9 protein-coding genes and 2 tRNA genes are annotated in these 12,452 nt (G+C 60.0%); 5 read left to right on the top strand and 6 right to left on the bottom strand.

Annotated features, from left to right (window positions below; genetic code table 11):
* Positions 1–2: 2 nt before the first annotated feature.
* Positions 3–77: transfer RNA gene (locus tag ACR0NJ_RS02205), tRNA-Asn, on the top strand.
* Between the two features lie 122 nt (positions 78–199).
* Positions 200–274: transfer RNA gene (locus tag ACR0NJ_RS02200), tRNA-Asn, on the top strand.
* Between the two features lie 15 nt (positions 275–289).
* On the opposite strand, the gene ACR0NJ_RS02195 is transcribed toward ACR0NJ_RS02200, so the two are convergent.
* The 4 genes from ACR0NJ_RS02195 to zwf form a co-directional block, all read right to left on the bottom strand.
* On the bottom strand, positions 290–1,909 hold the full coding sequence (locus ACR0NJ_RS02195) for a long-chain-fatty-acid--CoA ligase (RefSeq protein WP_480815489.1): 1,620 nt from the start codon (positions 1,907–1,909) through the stop codon (positions 290–292).
* 94 nt (positions 1,910–2,003) lie between these two features.
* The gene (pgi, locus tag ACR0NJ_RS02190) at positions 2,004–3,614 is read right to left on the bottom strand and encodes a glucose-6-phosphate isomerase (RefSeq protein ID WP_480815488.1); all 1,611 of its coding nucleotides are present in this window, start codon (positions 3,612–3,614) and stop codon (positions 2,004–2,006) included.
* 4 nt (positions 3,615–3,618) lie between these two features.
* Entirely contained in the window at positions 3,619–4,290 is a 672-nt protein-coding gene (pgl, locus tag ACR0NJ_RS02185; RefSeq protein WP_480815487.1) for a 6-phosphogluconolactonase, read from the bottom strand.
* Complete coding sequence (gene zwf / locus ACR0NJ_RS02180) at positions 4,287–5,741, bottom strand: glucose-6-phosphate dehydrogenase (RefSeq protein ID WP_480815486.1); 1,455 nt, start codon at positions 5,739–5,741, stop codon at positions 4,287–4,289. Before zwf ends, pgl begins: the two co-directional genes overlap by 4 nt.
* Before the next feature lie 162 nt (positions 5,742–5,903).
* On the opposite strand from zwf, the gene ACR0NJ_RS02175 reads away from it, so the two are divergent.
* Complete coding sequence (locus tag ACR0NJ_RS02175; protein WP_480815485.1) at positions 5,904–6,857, top strand: radical SAM protein; 954 nt, start codon at positions 5,904–5,906, stop codon at positions 6,855–6,857.
* A gap of 3 nt (positions 6,858–6,860) precedes the next feature.
* Here ACR0NJ_RS02175 and ACR0NJ_RS02170 read toward each other — a convergent pair whose 3' ends face one another.
* The gene (locus ACR0NJ_RS02170) at positions 6,861–7,526 is read right to left on the bottom strand and encodes a lipid-binding SYLF domain-containing protein (protein ID WP_480815484.1); all 666 of its coding nucleotides are present in this window, start codon (positions 7,524–7,526) and stop codon (positions 6,861–6,863) included.
* 178 nt (positions 7,527–7,704) lie between these two features.
* Between ACR0NJ_RS02170 and ACR0NJ_RS02165 the strand changes: the two genes are divergently transcribed.
* Positions 7,705–9,249 carry a caspase family protein gene (locus ACR0NJ_RS02165; protein ID WP_480815483.1) on the top strand — a complete coding sequence of 515 codons (1,545 nt, stop codon included), beginning with the start codon at positions 7,705–7,707 and terminating at the stop codon, positions 9,247–9,249.
* A 4-nt stretch (positions 9,250–9,253) separates the two neighbouring features.
* On the opposite strand, the gene ACR0NJ_RS02160 is transcribed toward ACR0NJ_RS02165, so the two are convergent.
* On the bottom strand, positions 9,254–9,523 hold the full coding sequence (locus tag ACR0NJ_RS02160; RefSeq protein ID WP_480614810.1) for an usg protein: 270 nt from the start codon (positions 9,521–9,523) through the stop codon (positions 9,254–9,256).
* Between the two features lie 194 nt (positions 9,524–9,717).
* On the opposite strand from ACR0NJ_RS02160, the gene gyrA reads away from it, so the two are divergent.
* Positions 9,718–12,438: a DNA gyrase subunit A gene (gene gyrA, locus ACR0NJ_RS02155; protein WP_480815482.1), complete on the top strand. Its 2,721-nt coding sequence runs from the start codon at positions 9,718–9,720 to the stop codon at positions 12,436–12,438.
* The last annotated feature ends 14 nt before the right edge of the window (positions 12,439–12,452 follow it).

Genomic DNA, 12,452 nt, shown 5'->3' with positions numbered 1-12,452 from the left:
GTTCCGGCGTAGCTCAGCGGTAGAGCAGTTGACTGTTAATCAATTGGTCGTAGGTTCGATCCCTACCGCCGGAGCCAGATTTCCCAAGCAGTTGAACCCATTTTCTTAGCTTTGGCTAAGGCCGGTTTTTTATCGCCGAAAAAACATCCCGCCACCCTCTGGACGCCGCGAAATCTGGTTGCTATACGGCGCGAACCGTTCCGGCGTAGCTCAGCGGTAGAGCAGTTGACTGTTAATCAATTGGTCGTAGGTTCGATCCCTACCGCCGGAGCCATTTTCCCCTTTAACCCTAGCCAGTTAAGGCACTTTCGAAATCCGCACGCAGGGTACGTTTCAACACCTTACCCGTTGCGTTCAGCGGCAGTGCGTCCACAAAGACAACTTTATCCGGCACCTGCCATTTGGCGATTTTGCCATCGAAAAAGGCCAGCAGTTCGTCTTCGGTCGGATCCTCACCTTCGGCTTTCACCGCGACCAGCAGCGGGCGTTCGTCCCATTTCGGGTGCGGGACGCCCACAACGGCTGCCGTGGCGAGTTTGGGGTGCGCGACGGCGATGTTCTCTAGCTCGACCGAACTGATCCATTCGCCGCCCGATTTGATGATGTCCTTGGACCGGTCGCGGATCGTCATGTAGCCATCGGGGTCAAGGGTCGCCACGTCTCCGGTGGCGAACCAGCCGTCTTGCAGCAAGCCCTCATCCTGCAAGTGGAAGTAGCTGTCCAGAACCCAGTGGCCACGCACCATCAGGTCGCCCTGCGTCTCGCCGTCATGCGGAAGGTCGTTACCGTCGTCGTCGACGATCTTCAACTCGACCCCAAAGGGCGGACGCCCCTGATTTTCGCGCAGCTTGTGCTGGGCCTCAATCGGCATCTCAAGATGCTTGGCCATGGGGTAGTTCGTGGTGCCCAGCGGGCTCATTTCACTCATCCCCCAGGCGTGGACGGTGTCAACACCGTAGGTCTCACGGAAAGTTTCGATCATCGAGGGCGGGCACGCCGCGCCGCCGATCACCGTGCGGTTAAGGCTTTCAAGCTTGGTGCCGCATGTTCCGGCATGGGCCAGTAGGCCTTGCCAGATAGTAGGCACACCCATCGCCAGCGTCACGCCGTAGGTGTCGATCAGATTGACCAGCGCCTCGCCATGCAGGTCCGGCCCCGGCAGCACCATTCTTGAACCGGACATGGCGCAGGCATAGGGAGAGCCCCAGGCGTTGACGTGGAACATTGGCACCACAGGCATCACCACATCCATGGCGGAATAGCCGATCACATCGCGGGTGTTCGACGCAAAGCTGTGCAGCAACGTAGATCGGTGTGAATAAAGAACACCCTTGGGATGCCCCGTCGTACCCGATGTGTAACACAGGCTCGAGGCCGTGTTTTCATCAAAGCTGGGCCACGCAAAACCTTCATCGCCGGTTTCAATCAGTTCATCAAAGAAGATCAGCCCCGGCACCTGAGACAGCGCGGCCTCGTCCCGGGCCCCCATCAGCACAAAATGCTGCACCTCGGTCAGATGCTCTTGCAGAGCGGCGACCAGAGGCAGGAAGGTTGCATCAAAGAACAGAACCCGGTCCTGCGCGTGGTTGATGATATAGGTCAGTTGTTCCGGGAACAGGCGCGGGTTGATCGTGTGACAGACAAAGCCCGCGCCCGAGACCGCGTAGTAGATCTCCAAATGCCGACGGTTGTTCCAGGCCAGCGTGCCGACGCGATCCTGCGGCTTCAAGCCCAGCTTCACCAGCGCAGAACCCATCCGGCGCGCGTTGCGCGCAATCCCGGCCCAGTTGGTCTGAGCCACAGTGCCGTCTGTTTCAACCGAGATGATCTCGGTCTGACCGTGATAGCGTTCGGCGTGATCAATCAGCGACGAAATCAGCAAGGGCTGCGTCATCATCTGTCCCAGCATGGACATTCCTCCCATCGTCAGCGCGTGGCTGCGCCGGTCTGCCTTGGTCGCGAGCCTGCCAATGTTTCAATTTTCTGACAATATAAGAATGCGGTCAGCCGCGATGGCGCAAAGCATAATCCACCAACGCGGCGGTCGATCCGTCCTTATCGCTGGCGTTTTCGTCCCCATCCACAATCGGACCCAATGAGGTCGCGAGTTCCTTGCCCAATTCCACGCCCCACTGATCGAACGAGTTGATGCCCAACAGAACGCCTTCGACAAACACACGGTGCTCATACAGGCCGATAATCTGGCCCAGAACAAACGGGGTGAGTTGGGGGTAGATCAAGGTCGTTGACGGCCGGTTCCCCGGAAACACACGGTGGCGCGCCTGCCGTTCCAGTTCTTCGCTTTGCAGCCCTTTCTCGGCCATGCGGGCACGCGCCTCGTCGAGCGAGCGTCCACGCATCAGCGCCTCGGATTGCGCCAGACAATTGGCGAGCAACAGGCGGTGATGATGGGCCAATTCGGGCTCGTGGCCCTCTGCTGCGACCATGAATTCGCAGGGGATCACGTCGGTCCCCTGATGGATCAGTTGGTAGAAGGCGTGCTGCCCGTTTGTGCCGGGTTCGCCCCAAACCACCGGGCCAGATGGCACGGTCAGCGCGCTACCATCCATCGCGACGGACTTGCCGTTCGATTCCATCTCTAACTGCTGAAAATACGCAGGCAGTCGCAGCAAGCGTTGATCGTAAGGTAGAACGGCCCGGCTGGTGTGGCCCAGAACCTGACGGTGCCAGACCCCGACGAGGGCCAGCATGACGGGGACGTTCTCAGCCCATTCGGCAGACCGGAAATGCAAGTCCATCGCCTGACCACCGCGCAGGAACGCATCAAATGCGTTAGAGCCGACGGCAATCATCACCGGCAGGCCAACCGGGCCCCAGACCGAGTATCGCCCTCCGACCCAATCGGCGAAACCGAACACGCGCGCCTCGGGGATGCCGAAGGCCTGCGTCTTGTCCAGCGCGCTGGAGACGGCGGCGAATTGTGCGGACGGGTCCCCGCCGCCATCCGTCATCCAAGCCCGCGCGCTGCGCGCGTTGGTCATGGTCTCAATCGTGGTGAAGGTTTTCGAGGCCACGATCACCAGCGTCCGCGTCGGGTCCAACTGCCGCAACGTATCCGCGATATGCGCCCCGTCCACGTTCGATACATAGTGCAGCCGCGGCCCATCGTGATACGGAGCCAAAGCATGGGTCGCCATCACCGGCCCCAGATCGGAGCCGCCTATACCGATATTCACAACATCGGTGAAACTGCCCCCTGCCCCGGTAACCGCCCCGCCGCGCACCTCTTCGGCGAAGACCCGCATCCGCTGCAGAGTGTCCAGAACCTCCGGCATGACGTTTTGTCCATCGACCTGAACCGCGCCGCCATCCAGATTGCGCAGCGCGGTGTGCAGCACGGCGCGCCCTTCGGTTTCATTGATCTTCTGGCCGGTGAACATCGCCTCGCGCCGCCCCGCCAGATCGGCCTCGTCGCACAACCGGATCAGGGCGTCGCGCACCGCATGATCAATCTGCGTTTTCGAATAGTCGAACAGCAAATCACCGGTCGAGGCCGAGAAGCCTTGCGCCCTGTTCGGATCGGCATCGAACAAGTCGAGCAAGCGCCGGTCTTGCTGAGATGCGGCCAGAGATTTCAACGTGTCCAGTTGCATGGTCCTACTCCGCCCAATGTACCGTCATGCTGCTCAGCACCGCCGCGATCGGCGCCTGTTCAGGTGGCAGAGACATAGCGCGTTCCAAGGCCTCGCGTTTTGCAGCACCATAGATGATCAGGTGTTTCGACAAGGCCCCATCCAAAACCGGCGCGGTCAGGGTGATGCGCGGTTCGGGTTGAACATCGGTCCGGGCCACCGCCAGCATCGGCGCATGCGCATCCAACGCAGCCTGTATTCCCTCCATCCCCGGGAACAGCGACGCGGTGTGCATATCCTCACCCATTCCCAGCACCAGAACCGACAGCGGCATGACCGGAGCGATCAGGGATTCGATTTCCGCCAAAGCCGATTCAGGGGCGGAACCCGGCACGTACAAAGGAACATATTCCGCAACCGAGGCCCGGTTGGTCAGCAACCTCTCTCGGATCAGGCGTTCATTCGACCGGTCGCTGTCGGCAGGCACGCAACGTTCGTCTGTTGGCAAAACGCGCACGCGGTCCCAGTCCAGGTCAGCGGCGCACAACACGTCAAACACCGGACCCGGAGTCGTGCCGCCCGGAACGGCCAATGCGACCTTGTCGTGGTGCAGCAACGCGGCCTCCAGCTCTCCGGCAAGCGCATTTGCGACATCAATGGCCAACATGTCCTGGTCGGCGTATTCCTGAATTTTCATGGATTTATTCCCTGCCAGCGGCGACCGTCTCGTTTCATCAGCAGTTCGGCGTCGCCGGGGCCTGTACTGCCGCTGTCATAAGGTTTGGGCACATCACCGCGCGCCTGCCAGCCCGCGATGATCGGATCGGTCCAGGCCCAGGCGGCCTCGACCTCGTCCCCGCGCATGAACAGGGTCTGGTTGCCCCGGATCACGTCCATCACCAGCCGTTCGTAGGCATCGGGCGGGTCCTGATTTTCGGGCCCGAGCGCTTCGGCAAAGCTCATGTCCAAAGGTACGTCAACCAACCGCATCCCGCCCTGACCGGGTTCTTTGATGGTCACCTTCAAGGTGATCCCCTCGTTCGGTTGCAAGCGGATCGACAGCACGTTGGCATGCCGCCCGGCGTCTGCCCCAAAGATCGAATGCGGCGCGTCCTTGAACATCACATTGATGACCGACGACCGCGCCACCAGCCGCTTGCCGGTGCGCAGATAGAACGGGGTGCCCGCCCACCGCCAGTTGCTGACATGCGCCCGCAGCGCCACATAGCTTTCGGTGGTCGAGCGCGGATTGCCCACGGTGTCGCGATAGCCCGGCCCGTCCGAGCCTGCCGCGAACTGACCGCGCACGATGTGATGGGGTTCAACCTGATCCAGCGCCCGGATCACTTTCAGCTTCTCGTCCCGCACTGCGTCGGGGTCAAACTTGGCAGGCGGTTCCATTGCGATCAGGCAGAGCAGCTGCATCAGGTGGTTCTGCATCATGTCCCGCATCGCGCCAGCGCGTTCGTAATAGTCCTCGCGCCCGTCGACACCCACGGTTTCGGCGACGGTGATCTGGATGTGGTCGACATACTGGCTGTTCCACAACGGTTCGAACAGCATGTTTCCGAAGCGAACCGCCATCAGGTTCTGAACAGTTTCCTTACCCAGATAATGGTCGATGCGGTAAATCTGGCTTTCATCGAAATGCGCCGCCAGCGTCGCGTTCAGTGCCCGCGCACTTTCCAGATCATGACCGAACGGTTTTTCCACCACGATCCGCGCCTGGTCCGAGGCCAGATCGTGCAGCCTGATCCGCTCGGCCAAAGGGCCGAACAGGCCGGGGCCGACCGAGAAATAGAACGCGCGAATGCGGTTGTCCCGCAGCTTTTCGGCCAGGTCGCCCCACCCATCCCCGGCCATTGCGTCCAGCGGCACGTAGTCGATCCGCTGCAGGAATCCGTTCAGCGCGTCGCTGTCCTTTGCCCGCCGGGGCGCATGCTGGCCCAGCGAATCGGCGACCATCTTGCGAAAGGCGTCCGGTGTATGATCCCCGCGCGCCGCACCGATAATTTGCGCGTCATCCGGCCACTGACCCGCGCAATACCTGCGAAACAAAGCGGGCAGGATCTTTCGCTGCGCCAGATCACCGGTGCCGCCGAAAATGACCAGATCGAATGGATCAACGGGTATGACGCGAGAAACCATGAGTTGTCCTTACCTTGCCCCCATCGCCATGTCCAATGTTAGCGCAATCATGTCCGCTATTTTCTGCCCATCAAAACTCTGTCAGGACCGGCCTGAGGCCCTTACCAATTCCATCGCAAACGACTAAGTCAGAGGCATGACGTCAAAGAACCGGATGCGGGAATGAAAGACAACGCCCCTCAGCTTGCTAATGTCGGCAAGTTTCAAAACAAAATGGTGACAGCGGATGGCCAAACCCGGGCCTCGGTTGCGCTGACAAATCCCGAAACGCTCTGGTTCAACACCGGCACGTTGTGCAACATCGAATGCGTGAACTGCTATATCGCCAGCAGTCCGACCAACGATGCGCTGGTTTATATCACCGCCGAAGAAGTCTCGGATTATCTGGACCAAATCGAACAGCGCAACTGGCCCATCCGCGAGATCGGTTTCACGGGTGGCGAGCCCTTCATGAACCCCGAGTTCATCGAGATGACCCGCGCGGCGTTGGCACGGGGGTACAAGGTTCTGATCCTGACCAACGCGATGCAGCCCATGATGCGCCGGAAAATGCGCGAAGGGCTACTGGATCTGCAGCGCGACTACAATGACAAGCTTACCCTGCGGATTTCGGTCGATCACTATCGCCCCGACCTGCACGATGAAGAACGCGGTGCTGGCAGCTTCGAAAAGACTCTGACGGGGATGGAGTGGTTGCGCGACAACGGCTTCAACATGGCCGTCGCCGGGCGCACCGTTTGGGGCGACACGGACTCGGACAGCCGTAAAGGCTACGCTGCATTCTTCGCCGAACATGACTTTGACATCGACGCCAACAATCCGGGCCAGACCGTCCTGTTCCCCGAGATGGACGAGACCGTCGAAGTGCCCGAAATCACCACCGCCTGCTGGGGTATCCTCGACAAATCCCCAAGCGCCGTGATGTGTTCGAACGCGCGCATGGTCGTCAAACGCAAAGGCGCGGACAGGCCTGCGGTTCTGGCCTGCACCCTGCTGCCCTATTCGCCCGAGTTCGAGATGGGCTCGACCCTTGCCGAGGCCGAGGCAGACGTGCACCTGAACCACCCCCATTGCGCCAAATTCTGCGTGTTGGGCGGCGCAAGCTGTTCCGGCTGAGCCTCAGTTCAGTTCCGGCGATTTCCAGTATTTTGTGCCAGAGGCTCCGGCAGAAACGCGCCAGCCTTTTTTACTGAGAACAAAGAACGATCGTCCATCGGTGAACCTGATGGTATCGGCGCTGCTATCGTCTCCATACATCGCCCCGGTTTCCGCTGTGGCGTCATAGCCGTGTGCGATAAATTTCTCCAAATCCGCCGTTGTTTCGAACAGGATGACGAACTTGGTCTCAAAACCACCGATGCCAACCGCCGCGCCGACCCCGCCTGTACCCATGTTCATGTAGGTGTGCTGATCGGTTTCCATCGACACCGCCACACCGCGACCATACCCTGCTGAGACGGGAAAAATCGTGACCTTGCGGGAATCGAACACCGCATATCCAGCGCTGACCTGATACAGCGCATCCGCTTCGGGATTTTCGGCCAACAACTGCGCGAGCACCTCATCCGCCATAAGATCCAGCTTGGCGCGGGTTTCCTCTGCCGTCGCTTCGTTTGTGACCAGATCGGCTGTAGAGTCGACGGTATTCCCAACCGCATCTACCCCTTTGCCGACAGTCTGCCCAATCTGTTCAGCGCCTTTTTTCAGGTTTCCAAGAAGCCCCTCGGCCAGCGCCGAGCCACAAAGCGCACATGCGGCAACCGCCGCGAAACAAAGCCTGATCATTTGGTGTTCCCCCCAAAACTGCTCATGTCGCGCGATCATAAACAAGCCAGCTTTAAAAGCTACGATCACATGCTTTCATCCATTCGCAGGGAATATCGTGACTGTAACCGAAATCACTGAACGATCGGGCAATATATCGCTATGTTTCGCATAGATTGACGTTGGGAAGGCTGCCAAGATGAGATGGTTTTGGGTTATTTGTTTCACAATGCTTGCCGCGCCGCTTTGGGCGCAAGAGAGGCTAGCGTTGGTCATCGGCAATAACCAGTACGATTCGGTGTCGACCCTGCAAAAGGCTGTGGCCGATGCCGAGGCCGTGTCGCAGCGCCTTCGCGGCCTTGGGTTTGAAACCATCGAAGGGCTGAACCTTGACCGGCGAGGCATGAACCAACGGATTTCCGAGTTTACCTCGCGGCTTGAGGCCGGAGATACAGCCTTCGTCTTCTTCGCCGGTCACGGGGTCGAAATTGACGGTGAGAACTATCTTCTGCCCACCGATATCGAAACGCCCTCGTCTGGCGAAACGGATTTCGTCAAATCCGAATCCATCGCGCTGTCGAACCTGCTGGACCGGGTGCGGGCCACCGGGGCGCGGACCTCGATCGCGATCATCGACGCTTGCCGCGACAACCCGTTTGAAACCACCGCCGGGCGCAGCATCGGCGGCACGCGCGGTCTGGGCCGGATCAACGCGCCGCAGGGGATGTTCGTGATATTCTCAGCCGGCGCGGGCCAGATGGCCCTGGACCGGTTGCACGATGACGAGGCCGAGCCGAACTCGGTCTTCACCCGCGCCCTTCTGCCGCGCCTGAGCGAGCCGGGGCTGGAACTGCGCAGCATGGTAGCCGACCTTCGGCGCGAGGTGCGGGATTTGTCCCGAACCGTGCAACATACTCAGATTCCAGCGTATTATGACGAGTTGCTGGGTGAGTTCTACTTTACGCCCGCCGTTGGAACTGTGCCCGGTGCCGAGATTGCGCCTCGACCAGTCGAAAAAATGCGCGCCGATCTGGAACTGGCCCGATCCGTCGGCACGGCCTCGGCTCTGGACACGTTTCTTGAGAAATACGCGGACCAGTCCACCGACTATACCTATGAAATCGCCCTGCAGCTGCGCGCCGGTCTGGGTGAGCCTGTCGCCGCGCCCAAACCCGAAAAACCCGTACCCGCCGCCAAAGTGATCACGGATTCCAAAGAGGTCATGCGCGCCACCCAAACCGCCCTGAACGCGTTGGGATGCAGCGCCGGTGGGGCTGACGGGGTTGCAGGTCCCCGGACCCGACAGGCTTTTGCGAATTACCGCAAGGCCAGCAAATCCAATCTCGGGGCCGACGATCTGGGCACCCAACATGCATTGGAAGAACTGGAAAGCAAAAGCGGCGTCATCTGCACCACACCGGCACCGACCACAGCAGCGTCCAGAACCACAGGCGTATCACTGACCGGAAGCTGGAGTTTCAAGGCAACCTGCGCCCTGGTGGTCAAGGTCACGGGTTCGGTGCGATACACCCGCGCGGGTGACAATAAATACACCGGCAGCCTGACGGACTCTCTCGGGCAAAAAGCAAATACGGTTGTGTACCTGAACGAACAGGAATTGAACGGAACGGACTACTTCCCCGCGATCACCGTCAATTGGCGCGGCAGGCTGGCCGAGGACGGCAGCAGCTTTACTGGACAGGGCTCAACCGGGTGCTCGGTCTACGCCTGGCGGGTTGGGTAAAGGTTTAACTCACCCGAAACTCACCCACCATGTTACGCCATTCCCCGGGCGCGATCATCTTGCGATGGGTGAAGCGGACCGAATGCAGCGGTCCTTCGATCTCTCGCTGCCAGAAATCGATGAAATCGAACAGCTTTGGATGGTCCGGCGCCAGATCGTAATCCTGCCAGATAAACGTGTTCAATACGTGAATGTAATCGGGCATGTGATAGAAGAATTCCGCCGTCGTCAGCCCGTACCCTTTGAGCATCAATTCTGTTTCGCTTTGCTCCATTCAGACCTCCAATTTCGTTCAAGGTCTCTTCAGACTAGCATGAAACCGGCCTAACTCTTATTAAAACAATGTGTTAACGTTACGTGAACAATGATAATGGCCCCCAATTAGGTTGCTTGCTTGCACCTTATGTGCCGGGTCTGATAAGGTGTATCCACAAGATATAGACCCAAGCCAAAGATCGGGCCGTTTACGTGAGCGATACGCCAGAAACCCCAGAAAACATGGATGAAACCCCGCCCGAGCGCCCCGTTTACGACGGCCCGACGGTGTCCATCGAATCCGAGATGCGCACGTCCTATCTGGACTATGCGATGTCGGTCATCGTCTCCCGCGCGATCCCCGATCTACGCGATGGCTTGAAGCCTGTGCATCGGCGGATTTTGTACGCCATGCACGAAACCGGCAACACGCATGACAAGGCATACCGCAAATCGGCCCGTCCGGTCGGCGACGTGATGGGTAAATACCACCCGCACGGCGACAGCGCGATCTATGACGCGCTGGTGCGGATGGCGCAGGATTTCTCTATGTCTCTGCCGCTGCTGGATGGTCAGGGCAACTTTGGCTCGATGGACGGCGATAACCCGGCGGCCATGCGGTATACCGAAGTGCGGATGGACAAACCCGCCGCATCCTTGCTGGCGGATATCGAAAAAGAGACGGTCGATTTTCAGGACAACTATGACGGCAAGGATCAGGAACCAACCGTCCTGCCCGCACGTTTCCCGAACATGCTGGTCAATGGTGCCGGTGGTATCGCCGTCGGTATGGCCACAAACATTCCCCCGCACAATCTGGGAGAGGTGGTCGACGCCACGCTGGCCCTGATCGACGACCCCGACCTGACCTCGGAACAACTGATCGAATACGTCCCTGGCCCCGACTTCCCGACCGGCGGTGTGATGCTGGGCCGTTCGGGCGCGCGCAAGGCCTATCTTGAGGGTCGTGGCAGCGTCATCATCCGCGCCAAGACCCGCGTGGAAGAAATCCGCCGCGACCGTTACGCTATCGTCGTCAACGAGATCCCTTACCAGGTGAACAAGGCCTCGATGATCGAAAAGATTGCCGAAGCCGTGCGTGAAAAACGCATCGAAGGTGTCGCCCACGTGCAGGACGAATCCGACCGGAACGGCGTGCGCGTGGTTGTGGAACTGAAACGCGACGCAACGCCCGAGGTGGTGCTGAACCAGCTTTATCGGTTCTCGCCGATGCAGACGTCCTTCGGCTGCAACATGCTGGCCCTAAACGGTGGCCGCCCCGAGCAGCTGACCCTGCGCCGCTTCCTGACCTCGTTCATCGACTTCCGCGAGGATGTCGTCGCCCGCCGCACCGCCTATGACCTGCGCAAAGCGCGCGAGCGTAGCCACATCCTGTGTGGTCTGGCCGTGGCGGTCTCGAACGTGGACGAAGTGGTCGCAACGATCCGTTCATCCGCCGACGCCGCCGAGGCGCGCGAGAAACTGATGACCCGCCGCTGGCCTGCGGCTGAGATTGAAGGCTATCTGCGCCTGATCGACGATCCTCTGTCCAAGATGAACGACGACGGCACCTATAACCTGACCGAGGTTCAGGCCCGCGCCATTCTGGAACTGCGCCTGCAGCGCCTGACCCAACTGGGCGTCAAAGAGGTCACGGACGAGCTGGAGCAACTGGCCGCCAAGATCAAGGAATACCTTGATATCCTGTCCTCGCGTGAACGCATCATGTCAATCATCGGCGATGAGCTGCGCGAAGTGCGCGATCAGTTCGCCGTGCCACGCCGCACCGAGATCGTCGACTGGTCCGGCGACATGGAAGACGAAGACCTGATCGAACGCGAAGACATGGTCGTGACCGTCACCTCGGGTGGCTATATCAAGCGCACGCCGCTGGCCGATTTCCGGGCGCAGAAACGCGGCGGCAAGGGCCTGTCGGGGATGCAGACCAAGGAAGAGGATGTTGTTACCACCCTTTTCGTGGCCAACACCCATACGCAACTGCTGTTCTTCACCACCGATGGCATGGTCTACAAGCTCAAGACCTGGCGCCTGCCGCAGTCGGGGCGCACCGGCAAGGGCAAGGCGATCGTCAACATCCTGCCGATCCCGACCGGCGTTTCCATTGCGGCGATCATGCCCGTCGATGTGCCGGATGAAGAATGGGAAAACCTGCAGATCGTCTTCGCCACCAGCGCGGGCGACGTGCGGCGTAACCGCCTGTCGGACTTCACCAATGTCCGCCGCAACGGCAAGATCGCCATGAAACTGCCCGAGGACGTGGAACTGGTAAACGCCCGCATCTGCTCGGAAGACGAAGACGTGATGCTGGTCACCAATTCGGGCCGTGCGATCCGCTTCCGTACCACCGATGTTCGGGTCTTCAACTCGCGCGAGTCGACCGGTGTACGCGGTATCAAGCTGACCAATGGTGATCGCGTCGTCTCGATGTCCGTCATCCGTCATTTCGAGGCCGGACCGGACGAACGCGCCGCTTATCTCAAGATGCGCCGTGCCGTGGCCGGTATCGCCGATGACGGAGAAACGGACGAGGATGAAGGCACCCCCGGCTCGATCACGCAGGAACGCTATGCCGAGATGTCGGCCGCCGAGAACCTGATCCTGACCATCACGTCCGGCGGTGCAGGCAAGTTGAGCTCAAGCCACGACTATCCGGTCCGAGGGCGCGGCGGTATGGGTGTGGCCGCGATGGACAAGGCGATGCGGGGCGGTGAACTGGTGGCATCCTTCCCGGTTGAGATCGACGACCAGATCATGCTGGCCACCTCCAAAGGCCAGTCAATCCGGGTGCCGGTGGATGGGATATCGTTCCGCTCCCGCTCGGCTGGTGGGGTCAAGGTTTTCAACACCGGCAAAGGTGAAGAGGTCGTCAGCGTCGCCTGGATCGCAGATCAGGGCGAGGAAGACGAAGAATAGGTCTTCGTGTGGCT

Source organism: Ruegeria sp. F11, assembly GCF_056533855.1.
This window is presented reverse-complemented; position numbering and strand designations above follow the sequence as displayed.